The organism is Lysinibacillus sp. Y5S-8, assembly GCF_036894365.1.
GTDB lineage: Bacteria > Bacillota > Bacilli > Bacillales_A > Planococcaceae > Lysinibacillus > Lysinibacillus fusiformis_D.
This window is the reverse complement of sequence record NZ_CP145889.1, coordinates 3,620,832-3,637,272: the sequence shown is the minus strand read 5'-3', so window position 1 is coordinate 3,637,272 and position 16,441 is coordinate 3,620,832. Positions and strand designations below refer to the sequence as shown.

The following is a 16,441-nucleotide window of genomic DNA, read 5'->3' as shown; positions in this document are numbered from 1 at the left end:
TTTGGACATCAAAATTGATGCCAGCAAAACAATTTGAGCTATTCAAATTTCTTTTATGGAGAGTTTGATCCTGGCTCAGGACGAACGCTGGCGGCGTGCCTAATACATGCAAGTCGAGCGAACAGAGAAGGAGCTTGCTCCTTCGACGTTAGCGGCGGACGGGTGAGTAACACGTGGGCAACCTACCTTATAGTTTGGGATAACTCCGGGAAACCGGGGCTAATACCGAATAATCTGTTTCACCTCATGGTGAAACACTGAAAGACGGTTTCGGCTGTCGCTATAGGATGGGCCCGCGGCGCATTAGCTAGTTGGTGAGGTAACGGCTCACCAAGGCGACGATGCGTAGCCGACCTGAGAGGGTGATCGGCCACACTGGGACTGAGACACGGCCCAGACTCCTACGGGAGGCAGCAGTAGGGAATCTTCCACAATGGGCGAAAGCCTGATGGAGCAACGCCGCGTGAGTGAAGAAGGATTTCGGTTCGTAAAACTCTGTTGTAAGGGAAGAACAAGTACAGTAGTAACTGGCTGTACCTTGACGGTACCTTATTAGAAAGCCACGGCTAACTACGTGCCAGCAGCCGCGGTAATACGTAGGTGGCAAGCGTTGTCCGGAATTATTGGGCGTAAAGCGCGCGCAGGTGGTTTCTTAAGTCTGATGTGAAAGCCCACGGCTCAACCGTGGAGGGTCATTGGAAACTGGGAGACTTGAGTGCAGAAGAGGATAGTGGAATTCCAAGTGTAGCGGTGAAATGCGTAGAGATTTGGAGGAACACCAGTGGCGAAGGCGACTATCTGGTCTGTAACTGACACTGAGGCGCGAAAGCGTGGGGAGCAAACAGGATTAGATACCCTGGTAGTCCACGCCGTAAACGATGAGTGCTAAGTGTTAGGGGGTTTCCGCCCCTTAGTGCTGCAGCTAACGCATTAAGCACTCCGCCTGGGGAGTACGGTCGCAAGACTGAAACTCAAAGGAATTGACGGGGGCCCGCACAAGCGGTGGAGCATGTGGTTTAATTCGAAGCAACGCGAAGAACCTTACCAGGTCTTGACATCCCGTTGACCACTGTAGAGATATAGTTTCCCCTTCGGGGGGCAACGGTGACAGGTGGTGCATGGTTGTCGTCAGCTCGTGTCGTGAGATGTTGGGTTAAGTCCCGCAACGAGCGCAACCCTTGATCTTAGTTGCCATCATTTAGTTGGGCACTCTAAGGTGACTGCCGGTGACAAACCGGAGGAAGGTGGGGATGACGTCAAATCATCATGCCCCTTATGACCTGGGCTACACACGTGCTACAATGGACGATACAAACGGTTGCCAACTCGCGAGAGGGAGCTAATCCGATAAAGTCGTTCTCAGTTCGGATTGTAGGCTGCAACTCGCCTACATGAAGCCGGAATCGCTAGTAATCGCGGATCAGCATGCCGCGGTGAATACGTTCCCGGGCCTTGTACACACCGCCCGTCACACCACGAGAGTTTGTAACACCCGAAGTCGGTGAGGTAACCTTTTTGGAGCCAGCCGCCGAAGGTGGGATAGATGATTGGGGTGAAGTCGTAACAAGGTAGCCGTATCGGAAGGTGCGGCTGGATCACCTCCTTTCTAAGGATTATTTCGGAATACAAACCTAGGGTTTGTAAGATTACGTTTTGCGTTCAGTTTTGAAGGTTCATTCTTCTGAATGAAAATCTTCAAAACTTGTTCTTTGAAAACTGGATAAAACGACATTGAAATTGTAACAAACACATTTATTTTTTTAAGTTTTTTTATAGGCTTAATAACATTAAAAGGTTTCAAGACATGAGCAGTTCTAGGAAGCAATCGAGTGAATGAAGGAGCGTACTTGAGTACGTGACTGATTGAACGAGAGAAGCTGACAACGAAATGCGATGTGTATTGAAAGCTGATAGGTTAAGTTATTAAGGGCGCACGGCGAATGCCTTGGCACTAGGAGCCGAAGAAGGACGGCACTAACACCGATATGCTTCGGGGAGCTGTAAGTGAGCTTTGATCCGGAGATTTCCGAATGGGGGAACCCACTACGTTTAATCGCGTAGTATCTTGACGTGAATACATAGCGTCTTGAAGGCAGACCCAGGGAACTGAAACATCTAAGTACCTGGAGGAAGAGAAAGAAAAATCGATTCCCTGAGTAGCGGCGAGCGAAACGGGAAGAGCCCAAACCAAGAGGCTTGCCTCTTGGGGTTGTAGGACACTCAATACGGAGTTACAAAAGAACGAGTTAGATGAAGCGACTTGGAAAGGTCCGCCAGAGCAGGTAAAAGCCCTGTAGTCGAAAGTTTGTTCTCTCCTGAGTGGATCCTGAGTACGGCGGAACACGTGAAATTCCGTCGGAATCCGGGAGGACCATCTCCCAAGGCTAAATACTACCTAGTGACCGATAGTGAACCAGTACCGTGAGGGAAAGGTGAAAAGCACCCCGGAAGGGGAGTGAAAGAGATCCTGAAACCGTGTGCCTACAAGTAGTTAGAGCCCGTTAATGGGTGATAGCGTGCCTTTTGTAGAATGAACCGGCGAGTTACGATTACGTGCGAGGTTAAGCTTTAGAAGGCGGAGCCGCAGCGAAAGCGAGTCTGAATAGGGCGAAATAGTACGTGGTCGTAGACCCGAAACCAGGTGATCTACCCATGTCCAGGGTGAAGGTAAGGTAACACTTACTGGAGGCCCGAACCCACGCACGTTGAAAAGTGCGGGGATGAGGTGTGGGTAGCGGAGAAATTCCAATCGAACTTGGAGATAGCTGGTTCTCTCCGAAATAGCTTTAGGGCTAGCCTCGTGATGAGAATACTGGAGGTAGAGCACTGTTTGGACTAGGGGGCCATCCCGGTTTACCGAATTCAGACAAACTCCGAATGCCAGATATTTATACACGGGAGTCAGACTGCGAGTGATAAGATCCGTAGTCAAAAGGGAAACAGCCCAGACCACCAGCTAAGGTCCCAAAGTAATCGTTAAGTGGAAAAGGATGTGGCGTTGCACAGACAACCAGGATGTTGGCTTAGAAGCAGCCATCATTTAAAGAGTGCGTAATAGCTCACTGGTCGAGTGACGCTGCGCCGAAAATGTATCGGGGCTAAACGATTCACCGAAGCTGTGGATTGACATCTACGATGTCAGTGGTAGGAGAGCGTTCTAAGTGCGTTGAAGTCAGACCGGAAGGACTGGTGGAGCGCTTAGAAGTGAGAATGCCGGTATGAGTAGCGAAAGACGGGTGAGAATCCCGTCCACCGTATGACTAAGGTTTCCTGAGGAAGGCTCGTCCGCTCAGGGTTAGTCGGGACCTAAGCCGAGGCCGATAGGCGTAGGCGATGGACAACAGGTTGATATTCCTGTACCACCTCCTCACCGTTTGAGAAATGGGGGGACGCAGTAGGATAGGGTAAGCGCGCTGTTGGTTATGCGCGTCCAAGCAGTAAGGCGTGTGTGTAGGCAAATCCGCACACTGTAACGTTGAGCTGTGATGGCGAGTCCGTATGGACGAAGTTCCTGATTTCACACTGCCAAGAAAAGCCTCTATCAGGTGAGAGGTGCCCGTACCGCAAACCGACACAGGTAGTCGAGGAGAGAATCCTAAGGTGTGCGAGAGAACTCTCGTTAAGGAACTCGGCAAAATGACCCCGTAACTTCGGGAGAAGGGGTGCTCTTGAGCGTGCAAGCGCATGAGAGCCGCAGTGAATAGGCCCAGGCGACTGTTTAGCAAAAACACAGGTCTCTGCAAAACCGTAAGGTGACGTATAGGGGCTGACGCCTGCCCGGTGCTGGAAGGTTAAGAGGAGTGGTTAGCGCAAGCGAAGCTGCGAATTGAAGCCCCAGTAAACGGCGGCCGTAACTATAACGGTCCTAAGGTAGCGAAATTCCTTGTCGGGTAAGTTCCGACCCGCACGAAAGGCGTAACGATCTGGGCACTGTCTCAACGAGAGACTCGGTGAAATTATAGTACCTGTGAAGATGCAGGTTACCCGCGACAGGACGGAAAGACCCCGTGGAGCTTTACTGTAGCCTGATATTGAATTTTGGTACAACTTGTACAGGATAGGTAGGAGCCAGAGATCTCGGAGCGCCAGCTTCGAAGGAGGCGTCGGTGGGATACTACCCTGGTTGTATTGAAATTCTAACCCATGCCCCTTAGCGGGGCAGGAGACAGTGTCAGGCGGACAGTTTGACTGGGGCGGTCGCCTCCTAAAAGGTAACGGAGGCGCCCAAAGGTTCCCTCAGAATGGTTGGAAATCATTCGTAGAGTGTAAAGGCACAAGGGAGCTTGACTGCGAGACCTACAAGTCGAGCAGGGTCGAAAGACGGGCTTAGTGATCCGGTGGTTCCGCATGGAAGGGCCATCGCTCAACGGATAAAAGCTACCCCGGGGATAACAGGCTTATCTCCCCCAAGAGTCCACATCGACGGGGAGGTTTGGCACCTCGATGTCGGCTCATCGCATCCTGGGGCTGTAGTCGGTCCCAAGGGTTGGGCTGTTCGCCCATTAAAGCGGTACGCGAGCTGGGTTCAGAACGTCGTGAGACAGTTCGGTCCCTATCCGTCGTGGGCGTAGGAAATTTGAGAGGAGCTGTCCTTAGTACGAGAGGACCGGGATGGACACACCGCTGGTGTACCAGTTGTCTTGCCAAAGGCATCGCTGGGTAGCTATGTGTGGACGGGATAAGTGCTGAAAGCATCTAAGCATGAAGCCCCCCTCAAGATGAGATTTCCCATTACGCAAGTAAGTAAGATCCCTCAAAGACGATGAGGTAGATAGGTTCGAGGTGGAAGTGTGGTGACACATGGAGCTGACGAATACTAATCGATCGAGGACTTAACCAAAAATGTTTGAACCATTCAATGAACCGTTTATCCAGTTTTGAAAGAACAAAACTTTCAATAAAAAAAGAGCTTCACGACACTATTTATTTGAAGCTGATATTAAAGGAACTTCTGCTAAGAACGCAACATCCATGTTGCAACGCAGAAGCCAGCACATCCATGTGCAAGTCTAGTGATGATGGCAAAGAGGTCACACCCGTTCCCATACCGAACACGGAAGTTAAGCTCTTTAGCGCCGATGGTAGTTGGGGGCTTCCCCCTGTGAGAGTAGGACGTCGCTAGGCATAGTACCCAGGAGGATTAGCTCAGCTGGGAGAGCATCTGCCTTACAAGCAGAGGGTCGGCGGTTCGAGCCCGTCATCCTCCACCATATGCCGGTTTAGCTCAGCAGGTAGAGCAACTGACTTGTAATCAGTAGGTCGTGGGTTCGATTCCTATAGCCGGCACCATTTTTTAGAGCCATTAGCTCAGTTGGTAGAGCATCTGACTTTTAATCAGAGGGTCGAAGGTTCGAGTCCTTCATGGCTCACCATTTTTAATAATAATAAGCGGGTGTGGCGGAATTGGCAGACGCACTAGACTTAGGATCTAGCGCCGCAAGGCGTGGGGGTTCGACTCCCTTCACCCGCACCATTATTTCATTGCCAGATAAAAAAACTTATGCACATGCGGAAGTAGTTCAGTGGTAGAACACCACCTTGCCAAGGTGGGGGTCGCGAGTTCGAACCTCGTCTTCCGCTCCAAATGTGCCGGGGTGGCGGAACTGGCAGACGCACAGGACTTAAAATCCTGCGGTAGGTGACTACCGTACCGGTTCGATTCCGGTCCTCGGCACCATTTTTAATGCGCCCGTAGCTCAATTGGATAGAGCGTCTGACTACGGATCAGAAGGTTATGGGTTCGACTCCTGTCGGGCGCGCCAAAAAAGAACGGGAAGTAGCTCAGCTTGGTAGAGCACTTGGTTTGGGACCAAGGGGTCGCAGGTTCGAATCCTGTCTTCCCGACCATTTCCAAAGAAATTATGGGGCCTTAGCTCAGCTGGGAGAGCGCCTGCCTTGCACGCAGGAGGTCAGCGGTTCGATCCCGCTAGGCTCCACCATAATAAATTAACCAGTATAAAGATCCTGGCGGCGTAGCTCAGCTGGCTAGAGCGTACGGTTCATACCCGTAAGGTCGGGGGTTCGATCCCCTCTGCCGCCATCTTAAAGGACCTTTAGCTCAGTTGGTTAGAGCAGACGGCTCATAACCGTCCGGTCGCAGGTTCGAGTCCTGCAAGGTCCACCATTTATATAATGCAACGGAGGTATACCCAAGTCTGGCTGAAGGGATCGGTCTTGAAAACCGACAGGCGGGTAACACCGCGCGGGGGTTCGAATCCCTCTACCTCCTCCAGTTTTAAATCTTTATAAATGGTGCTTTAAAAACTCGAAACAGTATAAAATTATCGCGGGGTGGAGCAGTGGTAGCTCGTCGGGCTCATAACCCGAAGGTCGTTGGTTCAAATCCGGCCCCCGCAACCAAATGGTCCCGTGGTGTAGCGGTTAACATGCCTGCCTGTCACGCAGGAGATCGCCGGTTCGATCCCGGTCGGGACCGCCATTATTTTCATAAGAAGATATGATAAGCAAAAGAAAATAAGCTTAGCATGGACGAAATGGGTCAGTAGCTCAGTTGGTAGAGCATTAGATTGAAGCTCTAAGTGTCGGCGGTTCGATTCCGTCCTGACCCACCATTTATGCGGGTGTAGTTTAATGGTAAAACCTCAGCCTTCCAAGCTGATGTCGTGGGTTCGATTCCCATCACCCGCTCCAAGGGCCTATAGCTCAGCTGGTTAGAGCGCACGCCTGATAAGCGTGAGGTCGATGGTTCGAGTCCATTTAGGCCCATCATTATTCCGAAGTAGCTCAGTTGGTAGTAGCACCTGACTGTTAATCAGGTTGTCGCAGGTTCGAGTCCTGCCTTCGGAGCCATTTTTATGTGGGGAAGTACTCAAGAGGCTGAAGAGGCGCCCCTGCTAAGGGTGTAGGTCGGGTAACCGGCGCGAGGGTTCAAATCCCTCCTTCTCCGCCATTGGCCCGTTGGTCAAGTGGTTAAGACACCGCCCTTTCACGGCGGTAACACGGGTTCGAATCCCGTACGGGTCATACTAAAAAACAGTAGATGCACATGCATCTACTGTTTTTTCATATTCATAGATATAAATATTACTCTTGATTCAATGCATTTTCATCCATATAAACTACTTCCCAGATATGCCCATCTACATCCTGAAATCCCCAGCCATACATAAACCCATGGTCTTGGGGTTCACTATAAGATTTACCACCGGAGGCCAGTGCCTTATTTACTAATTGATCTACTTGCTCTCGATTTTCAGCAGATAGACATAAAATTGCTTCTGCAGACGTAGCAGTATTTGTAATTTCCTTCTTACTAAACCCTTTGAATCGTTCTTCCACCATCATTAATGCAAAGATATTTTCACTAATAATCATTGAGGCTGTAGTCTCATCGCTAAATTGTTGATTGAACTCAAAACCTAGTTCCTTAAAGAAGTTGATGGATTTGTTTAGATCTTTCACTGGTAAATTGATAAAAATATTTTTCGATTGAAAAGCCATTTATTTTCACCTCCAAATCGACAGTAGCATAGAGCATAAAGCCATGTCAATTTCAGCAATAGATGGTTATTCTTTGATTGGATCGATGATGATGCATTTGAAAATGGCAGTTGTTTAAGCTATTCAAAATAGATGTTATATGAACATAAAAAGCAGAGACGTTTTTTTACAACATCTCTGCTTTTAAAGCAACCTAATTATCCTCGTGCTAGCATTCTTTTGAGAGAGCTAAGTGCTTCAGCTGTAGTATATTCATCTACTTGGATACGGTTATGTGGTTGCCCCTGCTCAATGCTTTCTAAGCTCCATAACAGATGGGGAAGGTCAATGCGATTCATTGTTAAGCAAGGACAAAAATTTTCATTTAAAGAGATAATATGTTTATCTGGATGCTGCTTCATTATGCGATTGACAAGGTTCATTTCTGTTCCAATAGCCCATGCCGATCCGCTTGGTGCACGATTGATTGTCTCAATGATGTATTTTGTGGAACCTGCATCATCGGCAGCTGCTACAACTTCACGACTGCATTCAGGGTGAACAATAATTTGCATAGTTGGATGTTCTTTGCGAACGACCTCCGTATGGTGAACCGTAAATCCTTCATGTACAGAGCAATGACCTTTCCATAGAATAACCTGAATGTTCTCAAGCGGCTCATTTGTTTCAAGCATATTCTTATGGGGATTCCAAACAGCCATATTTTTAAGTGGAATACCTAAATCATAGGCAGTGTTTCTTCCTAAATGTTGGTCAGGTAAAAAGAAAATACGCTGTTTTTGTGTAAATGCCCATTGAACAAGCTCTTTAGCATTCGATGAAGTGACACAGGCACCACCATGTCTTCCCGTAAAGGCTTTAATGGCAGCAGTCGAATTGACATAAGTTAGCGGGATAATTGTATCACCAAAGAGTTGCTGAAGAATCGGCCATGCTTGTTCTGTTTGATAAATATCAGCCATATCAGCCATTGAACAACCTGCACGCATATCTGGTAAATAGACATGTTGCTGCTTCGTTGTCAGCATATCAGCAGTTTCCGCCATAAAATGCACGCCGCAAAATACAATATGTTCAGCTTCCTTGTTAGCGGCAGATAATTGAGCTAACTGTAGGGAATCACCAGTTGCATCAGCAAATTGAATGACTTCATCTTTTTGATAATGATGTCCTGGTATAAATAGTTTAGGTCCTAATTTTTGCTTTATTGATAAAATACGAGATTCCATTTCCTTTACGGATAATGCCCGGTAATGCTCTGGAAGTAGTGTCGTTTGTTGTAATAAACTAGTTATGGACAAGGGAATGATCTCCTTTCATTTGAACGAGTGCACTAATGTCAAAGGCTTTAACGGAATGCGTTAATGAACCAAGTGAAATAAACTGAACACCTGATTGTGCATAGGCCTTTAAATTTTCAAGTGTGATGCCTCCTGATGCCTCTGTCACAATAGAAGAAGGGACAGTGGGAAGCCATGCTCGTATTTCTTCTGGACTACGGTTATCAAACATAATAATATCTGCTCCAGCAATGATGGCTTCTTCTAGCTGGTCCTTTGTTTCAATTTCCACTTCGATTTTTACAGTATGACCGACTTTTGCTCTAGCAGCCTGAACAGCTTTTGTAATGCTACCAGCAAAGGCAATGTGGTTATCCTTTAGCATGATGGCATCATACAGGCCATTACGATGATTAAAGCCACCACCGATTCTAACAGCATATTTATCCAACATACGCAATCCAGGCATGGTCTTACGCGTATCACATATTTTCGCATGCGTACCAGATGTTTCTCGAACGGCATGATGGGTCGCTGTCGCAATAGCGGACATACGCTGAATAAGATTTAATATAACGCGCTCACCTATTAATAATTTTTGTAAGGGTCCCTTTACCACAGCAAGCACATCACCGGTCTTTACTGTCTCTCCATCTTTTTTTAGAAGTTGGATTTTTATTGATCGATCGAGTAAGTGAAAGCCATACTCAATAATGAGCGCCCCGCAGAAAACCCCATTTTCTTTAGCGTAAAAAGAAAAAGATCCCTGCTGTTCAGCTGAAAAGATATATTCACTCGATAAATCCCCATCACCTAAATCCTCATTAAAAAATTGCTTGAGCATTTCCTCGAGTTTGATGATATTCATACAATGAGTTCCTCACTTTCATTTGGCCTTGCGAAAAAATAATCCAACGACTTGCCCAGTGTACGTCCATTTCTAATTTATCCGTACGAATGTGAGCACCACGCGTTTCCGTTCGTGTAATTGCAGCATGTGCCATTAATGTTGCGACAACATGCATCATAAATAGTTCCAATTCAGCTTGTTCTAGACCCTTTAGATTCGTATAAAGAAGTGATTGTAAGGAGGGTAATTGCTGAATAAAATGCTGCAAGTCATTAACGTTTCGCACGATGCCTAAAAACTGCATCATGTATTGCTGTAACTGCTGTTTGCTAAATAAAGATGGCATTATTTCAGCACATTGATGGTGGTTATGTGTGAAATTTTTTTGATGGCAACCATGTTGAATGATGAACTGAGCCATTCTTTGCCCAAACGTAATACCTTCCAATAGGGAGTTACTTGCTAAACGGTTCGCACCATGGACACCTGTACAGGCAACTTCCCCCACTGCATATAGATTAGGTATAGTGGTTCTTCCTTTGTCATCAGCAATAACGCCCCCCATTAAGAAATGACTTCCTGGAGCTACAGGAATTAAGCCATCTTGTAAATAAACTTGATTGTCATAGCAAAGCTGAGCAATTGTTGGGAATTTCACTTCAAAATTTTGAATGTTAGTAATATCAATAAACGTCTCCTCACCAGCAGCACGTTTTTTAAAAAGTGCAAGTGCCGTAATATGTCTTGGTGCTAAGTCAAGTTGGGCATGTAAGCCTGTCATAATGGGCTGACGCTGTGCATCGACAAAGATGCCACCAGCACCTCGAACAGCTTCGGAAACTAATCCCTTCGCCTCATTTTCACACCAAAGCAGACTAGGGTGGAACTGCATAAATTCCATATCACTGATGGCAGCACCTGCGCGAAATGCTAACGCGATGCCGTCACCTGTATTGGTTGGATAATTAGATGTGCTTGAATAGAGTGCACCTGCACCACCTGTCGCTAAAATGACATGATGGGCCAAATAGCGTGTAATGCCTTTTTGTCCTTTGGTAAGTGCGCCTATGCAGCCACCATCTGTATTCCGTAAAAGCTCATAAGCCATTTCATAGCAATTCACCTTTGTTTTAGGTGAAAGTTTATGAAGTAAGTAATCTATGAAAATTTGACCAGTACGATCACCACCTGCATGTAGAATACGATGATGACTATGTGCCCCTTCGAGTCCTAGAGCCGGTTTTCCATCAACATGACGATCGATAGGGAGACCAGTCTTTAAATATTTCTGCATGATTTTAGTGCCATCTTCTATGAGTGTAGTAACATGTTTTTTCTCGTGATGATATTCTCCAGCTTTCAATGTATCAGCAATGTGGTGTTCAATATGATCTTTCTCACTTGTAACAGCAGCGATGCCACCTTGTGCACGATAAGAACTACTCATATAAAGAGATGATTTTGTAACAATTTGTACTTGAAAATGTTCTTCGAGCAGTAAAGCAGCTTGAAGTGCAGCAATTCCACTGCCGATTATAAGGACATCTGTCTTTACATCCATAGTTATACCCTCTTTACAGTTGTCTTGACACTTATCTTTACATAAAATAAAAAAGAAAACAAGACTTGATGAACTAGAGAGGGAGAAGACAATGATTTATATGGATTATGCTGCGACATCACCGATGACGAAGGAGGCTCTTGCAGCTTATGTAGAGGTAGCACAGCGTTATTATGGAAATAGTGCAAGTCTTCATGATTTAGGAGGACAAGCCTATTATTTTGTCCAGCAATCAAGAGAGGTTGTAGCCACTGCTTTAGGCGTAAATAGTGACGGTATTATTTTTACAGGGAGCGGGACAGAAGGAAATATCCTGGCTATCTTGTCATTAGCGCTGGCCTCTAAAAAAGGAAAACACATTATTTCATCTCAAGCTGAGCATACGTCTGTGCATGCAGCGTTGAATACGCTTGAGAAAATGGGTTTTATAGTGACAAAATTGCCTTTACAGATGGATGGATGGATTGACCTTGAACAATTACAGCAAGCAATCCGCAAAGATACGGCTTTGATTACAATTCAACATGTCAATTCTGAAATTGGCGCTATTCAGCCTGTAGAGAAAATAATAGAGATGGCTAAAAAATCTGATGTTTTCAGTCATATTGACTGTGTACAATCATTTGGGAAGCTCGCTATACCAAGTGGAGTAGATGCCATTACAATCTCAGCTCATAAAATAGGTGGGCCAAAGGGGTGTGGTGCTGTCTATCTGAATCCTGCGCTCCGAGTACCTGCCTTAACACCGGGTGTAACTCATGAGAGGGGTTTAAGAGGAGGCACATTAGATACACCAGCAATTGTAGCCTTTGCGGCAGCAATTGAAAACTATCAATATGAAAGACAACATTATGAGACTTTAAGAAGATTTTTGAAGAACAATTTGCCTGAAACATGCCAATTAATAGAATGTAACCAACAATTGCCTAATATTTGTGGCGTAATGATGGATAAAATAGAGGGGCAATATGTTCTTTTAAAGTTAAATGAGGCAGGAATCTGTATTTCGACGGGTAGTGCATGTGATATTCATAGTGAATCTGGAACGAAAGCTATTTTATCAATGGGTTACTCTTTGGAAGCAGCACGCCAATTTTTTAGACTATCTTTTGGAGCTTCCACAACATTTGAAGAAATTCTAAGATTGAAACAAGAGCTTTTAACTATTTAATGAAACAACAAGTGAAGGGTTTTCTATACCCTTTCCTTGTTTAGAAATAGATTATAAGCTAAGAAAATAGGTGAAATAAAATAATTGTTTTCTTTTGAAACAACAATTGTTATAATATTTTGCAGGGCAATATTTTCTCTTACTTAGCAAAAATAACTTCAAAAAGTAATAATTTCTTTTTTTTATAAAAAAGTATTGCACAATGTGAGAAAACGTTATACAATAATTCTTGTCTTGAAGGACAGGTAAACAACTTCAAAACAAGATACATAAAGAAACTTCTGCTAAGAACGCAGAAGCCAGCACAATCAAGTGCAAGTCTAGTGATGATGGCAAAGAGGTCACACCCGTTCCCATACCGAACACGGAAGTTAAGCTCTTTAGCGCCGATGGTAGTTGGGGGCTTCCCCCTGTGAGAGTAGGACGTCGCTAGGCATAGTACCCAGGAGGATTAGCTCAGCTGGGAGAGCATCTGCCTTACAAGCAGAGGGTCGGCGGTTCGAGCCCGTCATCCTCCACCATATGCCGGTTTAGCTCAGCAGGTAGAGCAACTGACTTGTAATCAGTAGGTCGTGGGTTCGATTCCTATAGCCGGCACCATTTTTTAGAGCCATTAGCTCAGTTGGTAGAGCATCTGACTTTTAATCAGAGGGTCGAAGGTTCGAGTCCTTCATGGCTCACCATTTTTAATAATAATAAGCGGGTGTGGCGGAATTGGCAGACGCACTAGACTTAGGATCTAGCGCCGCAAGGCGTGGGGGTTCGACTCCCTTCACCCGCACCATTATTTCATTGCCAGATAAAAAAACTTATGCACATGCGGAAGTAGTTCAGTGGTAGAACACCACCTTGCCAAGGTGGGGGTCGCGAGTTCGAACCTCGTCTTCCGCTCCAAATGTGCCGGGGTGGCGGAACTGGCAGACGCACAGGACTTAAAATCCTGCGGTAGGTGACTACCGTACCGGTTCGATTCCGGTCCTCGGCACCATTTTTAATGCGCCCGTAGCTCAATTGGATAGAGCGTCTGACTACGGATCAGAAGGTTATGGGTTCGACTCCTGTCGGGCGCGCCAAAAAAGAACGGGAAGTAGCTCAGCTTGGTAGAGCACTTGGTTTGGGACCAAGGGGTCGCAGGTTCGAATCCTGTCTTCCCGACCATTTCCAAAGAAATTATGGGGCCTTAGCTCAGCTGGGAGAGCGCCTGCCTTGCACGCAGGAGGTCAGCGGTTCGATCCCGCTAGGCTCCACCATAATAAATTAACCAGTATAAAGATCCTGGCGGCGTAGCTCAGCTGGCTAGAGCGTACGGTTCATACCCGTAAGGTCGGGGGTTCGATCCCCTCTGCCGCCATCTTAAAGGACCTTTAGCTCAGTTGGTTAGAGCAGACGGCTCATAACCGTCCGGTCGCAGGTTCGAGTCCTGCAAGGTCCACCATTTATATAATGCAACGGAGGTATACCCAAGTCTGGCTGAAGGGATCGGTCTTGAAAACCGACAGGCGGGTAACACCGCGCGGGGGTTCGAATCCCTCTACCTCCTCCAGTTTTAAATCTTTATAAATGGTGCTTTAAAAACTCGAAACAGTATAAAATTATCGCGGGGTGGAGCAGTGGTAGCTCGTCGGGCTCATAACCCGAAGGTCGTTGGTTCAAATCCGGCCCCCGCAACCAAATGGTCCCGTGGTGTAGCGGTTAACATGCCTGCCTGTCACGCAGGAGATCGCCGGTTCGATCCCGGTCGGGACCGCCATTATTTTCATAAGAAGATATGATAAGCAAAAGAAAATAAGCTTAGCATGGACGAAATGGGTCAGTAGCTCAGTTGGTAGAGCATTAGATTGAAGCTCTAAGTGTCGGCGGTTCGATTCCGTCCTGACCCACCATTTATGCGGGTGTAGTTTAATGGTAAAACCTCAGCCTTCCAAGCTGATGTCGTGGGTTCGATTCCCATCACCCGCTCCAAGGGCCTATAGCTCAGCTGGTTAGAGCGCACGCCTGATAAGCGTGAGGTCGATGGTTCGAGTCCATTTAGGCCCATCATTATTCCGAAGTAGCTCAGTTGGTAGTAGCACCTGACTGTTAATCAGGTTGTCGCAGGTTCGAGTCCTGCCTTCGGAGCCATTTTTATGTGGGGAAGTACTCAAGAGGCTGAAGAGGCGCCCCTGCTAAGGGTGTAGGTCGGGTAACCGGCGCGAGGGTTCAAATCCCTCCTTCTCCGCCATTGGCCCGTTGGTCAAGTGGTTAAGACACCGCCCTTTCACGGCGGTAACACGGGTTCGAATCCCGTACGGGTCATACTAAGTGCAGTAGATGAATTACATCTACTGCACTTTTTAATTGATTTGATAACATAGTTACTATAAAAATGAAGCCTTCACAGAACATCGAATCTGTGAAGGCTTGTTAATTATATAGGAAGTTAAGAAATTTTTCTCCCTTTTCCGTAGGGGATCATAAACGCATAACAAGGAACTTAGACAAATGTAAGTTCTGTATTGTATAATTTTGTATTTTGAAGCTAGATGGACTAAGCTAATGATAAAGGAGGGATAGGAATGAATGAAAAATTAAAGTGGGTGCACAATCAGCTGGATAAAGCAAATGACGGAACAGCTTTACTGCCATATTTTACATTGGAACAAGTAAAGAAAGTGGGGCAATTTCTACGTACATATGAGCAATTTGAAAAGACACCTCTCCATCATCTTGATTCACTTGCTTCATGGATGGGTATAGAAAAAATCTTGGTAAAAGACGAATCCTATCGATTTGGCTTAAACGCATTTAAAGTATTAGGCGGAGTTTATGCAATTGCGCAGTATGTTGCCAATAGACTCCAGAAAAATATAGAGGAACTATCGTTTGAACAATTAAAATCATCAGAAGTAAAAGCGCAGATAGGTAATTTAACCTTTATTTCAACAACAGATGGTAACCATGGTCGTGGTGTGGCATGGGCGGCTCGTGAACTGGGGTATCAAGCGCGAATATATATGCCAGCTGGCAGTGCCGATGAACGTTTACAGCATATTAAAAAAGAAGGAGCCTATGCTGAAATAACGACAATGAATTATGATGAAACCGTGCGTTATACCTCGCAGCTAGCACAAGAAAATGGCTGGGTCCTGATTCAGGATACGATGTGGGATGGCTACGAAGAAATACCATTATGGATTATGCAAGGCTACACAACACTTGTACATGAAATCGTTGAACAGATGCAGCAAGCTCCGACACATGTATTTTTACAAGCTGGTGTTGGGTCATTTGCAGGGGCAGTAGTAGCTTTTTTACAACAATATTATGAGCAGGATATTACATTTGTGTTAGTTGAGCCACATGTTGCTAATTGTTATTATGAGAGCTTTAAGGCAGGTACTGAGCAATATGTAACTGTTGGTGGAGAGATGAAAACCATAATGGCGGGCCTTGCTTGCGGTGAACCTAATCCACAGGCTTGGCGACTCTTAAAAGCCCATATAAAAATAAGCATCTCCTGTGAAGAAGAAATAGCAGCAACAGGAATGCGCGTTCTTGCAAATCCATTGGCTTCAGACTCACGTATTATAGCAGGAGAATCAGGAGCGGCTCCGTTTGGTTGCTTTTATGAATTAATGACTAATGAACACTACAAAGATTTAATACTCGACCTACAGCTAGACGAACATGCGAGGGTGTTGTTTATTAATACAGAGGGTGACACAGATAAAAAGAATTATCATCACATAGTGTGGCATGGGAAATATGCGAATCAATGAACAGTAAGATAGCTGGATCATTTTTAAACTACCAAAACAATGCAGAAGAAACGAACTATTGCGAAATAAGAGTATCTCGCGATAGTTTATTTTTTCCTTGCTTATTTTACGATTGTAAAAGACCTTATTAGTGAATAGTAATATGGGCAATATTAAAAGCACCATAATCATCTATTGTAACAGTATAGGTCTTATAGCAATCATAGAATTGATAATTTTCTTGTGCATCATAAAAATCACCCGTTTCGTTCATATCCACATAGTATTGACCATTTGAAAATTGTACATCTAATACCCCGTTGTTTTAAATAGAAGTAATATGCAATTTCATTACTATATTTCTCTAATTCTTGATAAGCT

General features: G+C 45.6%; 7 protein-coding genes, 40 tRNA genes and 4 rRNA genes. 46 read left to right on the top strand and 5 right to left on the bottom strand.

Annotated elements, in window-relative coordinates; all coding sequences use genetic code 11:
* Positions 1 to 52: 52 nt before the first annotated feature.
* From V6670_RS17765 to V6670_RS17655, 23 genes are all read left to right on the top strand, one after another.
* Positions 53 to 1,606: ribosomal RNA gene (locus tag V6670_RS17765) — 16S ribosomal RNA — on the top strand.
* A 307-nt stretch (positions 1,607 to 1,913) separates the two neighbouring features.
* Positions 1,914 to 4,840: ribosomal RNA gene (locus tag V6670_RS17760) — 23S ribosomal RNA — on the top strand.
* A gap of 168 nt (positions 4,841 to 5,008) precedes the next feature.
* Positions 5,009 to 5,124: ribosomal RNA gene (gene rrf / locus V6670_RS17755) — 5S ribosomal RNA — on the top strand.
* Together the 16S, 23S and 5S rRNA genes with 20 tRNA genes alongside form the textbook arrangement of a ribosomal RNA operon.
* Before the next feature lie 10 nt (positions 5,125 to 5,134).
* Positions 5,135 to 5,210 (top strand) — tRNA-Val (locus V6670_RS17750).
* A gap of 3 nt (positions 5,211 to 5,213) precedes the next feature.
* Positions 5,214 to 5,289 (top strand) — tRNA-Thr (locus V6670_RS17745).
* A gap of 7 nt (positions 5,290 to 5,296) precedes the next feature.
* Positions 5,297 to 5,372: transfer RNA gene (locus V6670_RS17740), tRNA-Lys, on the top strand.
* A 16-nt stretch (positions 5,373 to 5,388) separates the two neighbouring features.
* Positions 5,389 to 5,473, top strand: a tRNA-Leu gene (locus V6670_RS17735).
* A gap of 35 nt (positions 5,474 to 5,508) precedes the next feature.
* Positions 5,509 to 5,583, top strand: a tRNA-Gly gene (locus V6670_RS17730).
* Between the two features lie 5 nt (positions 5,584 to 5,588).
* Positions 5,589 to 5,677: transfer RNA gene (locus tag V6670_RS17725), tRNA-Leu, on the top strand.
* 8 nt (positions 5,678 to 5,685) lie between these two features.
* Positions 5,686 to 5,762 (top strand) — tRNA-Arg (locus V6670_RS17720).
* A gap of 8 nt (positions 5,763 to 5,770) precedes the next feature.
* Positions 5,771 to 5,847 (top strand) — tRNA-Pro (locus tag V6670_RS17715).
* A 16-nt stretch (positions 5,848 to 5,863) separates the two neighbouring features.
* Positions 5,864 to 5,939 (top strand) — tRNA-Ala (locus tag V6670_RS17710).
* A gap of 27 nt (positions 5,940 to 5,966) precedes the next feature.
* Positions 5,967 to 6,040 (top strand) — tRNA-Met (locus tag V6670_RS17705).
* Between the two features lie 7 nt (positions 6,041 to 6,047).
* A tRNA-Ile gene (locus V6670_RS17700) sits at positions 6,048 to 6,124 on the top strand.
* A gap of 15 nt (positions 6,125 to 6,139) precedes the next feature.
* Positions 6,140 to 6,232: transfer RNA gene (locus V6670_RS17695), tRNA-Ser, on the top strand.
* A gap of 53 nt (positions 6,233 to 6,285) precedes the next feature.
* Positions 6,286 to 6,360: transfer RNA gene (locus V6670_RS17690), tRNA-Met, on the top strand.
* A gap of 3 nt (positions 6,361 to 6,363) precedes the next feature.
* Positions 6,364 to 6,439 (top strand) — tRNA-Asp (locus V6670_RS17685).
* Between the two features lie 57 nt (positions 6,440 to 6,496).
* Positions 6,497 to 6,572 (top strand) — tRNA-Phe (locus V6670_RS17680).
* 5 nt (positions 6,573 to 6,577) lie between these two features.
* Positions 6,578 to 6,651, top strand: a tRNA-Gly gene (locus tag V6670_RS17675).
* A gap of 1 nt (position 6,652) precedes the next feature.
* Positions 6,653 to 6,726 (top strand) — tRNA-Ile (locus V6670_RS17670).
* A 7-nt stretch (positions 6,727 to 6,733) separates the two neighbouring features.
* Positions 6,734 to 6,810 (top strand) — tRNA-Asn (locus tag V6670_RS17665).
* Between the two features lie 9 nt (positions 6,811 to 6,819).
* Positions 6,820 to 6,910, top strand: a tRNA-Ser gene (locus tag V6670_RS17660).
* Positions 6,911 to 6,912: 2 nt separating this feature from the next.
* Positions 6,913 to 6,984 (top strand) — tRNA-Glu (locus V6670_RS17655).
* A 60-nt stretch (positions 6,985 to 7,044) separates the two neighbouring features.
* Here the strand turns inward: V6670_RS17655 and V6670_RS17650 are convergent.
* From V6670_RS17650 to nadB, 4 genes are all read right to left on the bottom strand, one after another.
* Positions 7,045 to 7,461 carry a VOC family protein gene (locus V6670_RS17650; protein ID WP_141905951.1) on the bottom strand — a complete coding sequence of 139 codons (417 nt, stop codon included), beginning with the start codon at positions 7,459 to 7,461 and terminating at the stop codon, positions 7,045 to 7,047.
* A 197-nt stretch (positions 7,462 to 7,658) separates the two neighbouring features.
* Positions 7,659 to 8,762, bottom strand: a complete 1,104-nt coding sequence (gene nadA / locus V6670_RS17645) for a quinolinate synthase NadA (protein ID WP_141905950.1) — start codon at positions 8,760 to 8,762, stop codon at positions 7,659 to 7,661.
* Positions 8,749 to 9,609 (bottom strand): carboxylating nicotinate-nucleotide diphosphorylase, encoded by an 861-nt coding sequence (gene nadC, locus V6670_RS17640; RefSeq protein ID WP_141905949.1) that lies wholly within the window; start codon positions 9,607 to 9,609, stop codon positions 8,749 to 8,751. Before nadC ends, nadA begins: the two co-directional genes overlap by 14 nt.
* Positions 9,566 to 11,152 carry an L-aspartate oxidase gene (nadB, locus tag V6670_RS17635; RefSeq protein WP_141905948.1) on the bottom strand — a complete coding sequence of 529 codons (1,587 nt, stop codon included), beginning with the start codon at positions 11,150 to 11,152 and terminating at the stop codon, positions 9,566 to 9,568. The genes nadC and nadB overlap by 44 nt, the downstream gene beginning before the upstream one ends.
* A gap of 100 nt (positions 11,153 to 11,252) precedes the next feature.
* Here nadB and V6670_RS17630 point away from each other — a divergent pair, with 100 nt between their 5' ends.
* The 23 genes from V6670_RS17630 to V6670_RS17520 all read left to right on the top strand — a co-directional run bounded on the left by V6670_RS17630 (position 11,253) and on the right by V6670_RS17520 (position 16,081).
* Positions 11,253 to 12,323 carry a cysteine desulfurase family protein gene (locus tag V6670_RS17630; protein ID WP_141905952.1) on the top strand — a complete coding sequence of 357 codons (1,071 nt, stop codon included), beginning with the start codon at positions 11,253 to 11,255 and terminating at the stop codon, positions 12,321 to 12,323.
* A 319-nt stretch (positions 12,324 to 12,642) separates the two neighbouring features.
* Positions 12,643 to 12,758 (top strand): 5S ribosomal RNA (rrf, locus tag V6670_RS17625).
* 10 nt (positions 12,759 to 12,768) lie between these two features.
* A tRNA-Val gene (locus V6670_RS17620) sits at positions 12,769 to 12,844 on the top strand.
* A gap of 3 nt (positions 12,845 to 12,847) precedes the next feature.
* Positions 12,848 to 12,923, top strand: a tRNA-Thr gene (locus tag V6670_RS17615).
* Between the two features lie 7 nt (positions 12,924 to 12,930).
* Positions 12,931 to 13,006: transfer RNA gene (locus tag V6670_RS17610), tRNA-Lys, on the top strand.
* 16 nt (positions 13,007 to 13,022) lie between these two features.
* A tRNA-Leu gene (locus V6670_RS17605) sits at positions 13,023 to 13,107 on the top strand.
* Between the two features lie 35 nt (positions 13,108 to 13,142).
* Positions 13,143 to 13,217, top strand: a tRNA-Gly gene (locus tag V6670_RS17600).
* A 5-nt stretch (positions 13,218 to 13,222) separates the two neighbouring features.
* Positions 13,223 to 13,311 (top strand) — tRNA-Leu (locus V6670_RS17595).
* Between the two features lie 8 nt (positions 13,312 to 13,319).
* A tRNA-Arg gene (locus tag V6670_RS17590) sits at positions 13,320 to 13,396 on the top strand.
* Positions 13,397 to 13,404: 8 nt separating this feature from the next.
* A tRNA-Pro gene (locus V6670_RS17585) sits at positions 13,405 to 13,481 on the top strand.
* A 16-nt stretch (positions 13,482 to 13,497) separates the two neighbouring features.
* Positions 13,498 to 13,573: transfer RNA gene (locus tag V6670_RS17580), tRNA-Ala, on the top strand.
* A gap of 27 nt (positions 13,574 to 13,600) precedes the next feature.
* Positions 13,601 to 13,674: transfer RNA gene (locus V6670_RS17575), tRNA-Met, on the top strand.
* Positions 13,675 to 13,681: 7 nt separating this feature from the next.
* Positions 13,682 to 13,758: transfer RNA gene (locus V6670_RS17570), tRNA-Ile, on the top strand.
* Positions 13,759 to 13,773: 15 nt separating this feature from the next.
* A tRNA-Ser gene (locus V6670_RS17565) sits at positions 13,774 to 13,866 on the top strand.
* A gap of 53 nt (positions 13,867 to 13,919) precedes the next feature.
* Positions 13,920 to 13,994: transfer RNA gene (locus V6670_RS17560), tRNA-Met, on the top strand.
* 3 nt (positions 13,995 to 13,997) lie between these two features.
* Positions 13,998 to 14,073, top strand: a tRNA-Asp gene (locus V6670_RS17555).
* Between the two features lie 57 nt (positions 14,074 to 14,130).
* Positions 14,131 to 14,206: transfer RNA gene (locus V6670_RS17550), tRNA-Phe, on the top strand.
* Between the two features lie 5 nt (positions 14,207 to 14,211).
* A tRNA-Gly gene (locus V6670_RS17545) sits at positions 14,212 to 14,285 on the top strand.
* 1 nt (position 14,286) lies between these two features.
* Positions 14,287 to 14,360: transfer RNA gene (locus tag V6670_RS17540), tRNA-Ile, on the top strand.
* A gap of 7 nt (positions 14,361 to 14,367) precedes the next feature.
* Positions 14,368 to 14,444: transfer RNA gene (locus V6670_RS17535), tRNA-Asn, on the top strand.
* 9 nt (positions 14,445 to 14,453) lie between these two features.
* A tRNA-Ser gene (locus V6670_RS17530) sits at positions 14,454 to 14,544 on the top strand.
* Between the two features lie 2 nt (positions 14,545 to 14,546).
* Positions 14,547 to 14,618, top strand: a tRNA-Glu gene (locus V6670_RS17525).
* A 260-nt stretch (positions 14,619 to 14,878) separates the two neighbouring features.
* Positions 14,879 to 16,081, top strand: a complete 1,203-nt coding sequence (locus V6670_RS17520) for a diaminopropionate ammonia-lyase (protein ID WP_141905369.1) — start codon at positions 14,879 to 14,881, stop codon at positions 16,079 to 16,081.
* A gap of 127 nt (positions 16,082 to 16,208) precedes the next feature.
* Here V6670_RS17520 and V6670_RS17515 read toward each other — a convergent pair whose 3' ends face one another.
* Positions 16,209 to 16,340 (bottom strand): hypothetical protein, encoded by a 132-nt coding sequence (locus V6670_RS17515; protein ID WP_338651785.1) that lies wholly within the window; start codon positions 16,338 to 16,340, stop codon positions 16,209 to 16,211.
* Positions 16,341 to 16,441: the final 101 nt, after the last annotated feature.

Coding starts and splice junctions, on each gene's coding strand:
- V6670_RS17650 (WP_141905951.1), bottom strand. CDS start 7,461: ATGGCTTTTCAATCGAAAAATATTTTTATCAATTTACCAGTGAAAGAT.
- nadC (WP_141905949.1), bottom strand. CDS start 9,609: ATGAATATCATCAAACTCGAGGAAATGCTCAAGCAATTTTTTAATGAG.
- nadB (WP_141905948.1), bottom strand. CDS start 11,152: ATGGATGTAAAGACAGATGTCCTTATAATCGGCAGTGGAATTGCTGCA.
- V6670_RS17630 (WP_141905952.1), top strand. CDS start 11,253: ATGGATTATGCTGCGACATCACCGATGACGAAGGAGGCTCTTGCAGCT.
- V6670_RS17520 (WP_141905369.1), top strand. CDS start 14,879: ATGAATGAAAAATTAAAGTGGGTGCACAATCAGCTGGATAAAGCAAAT.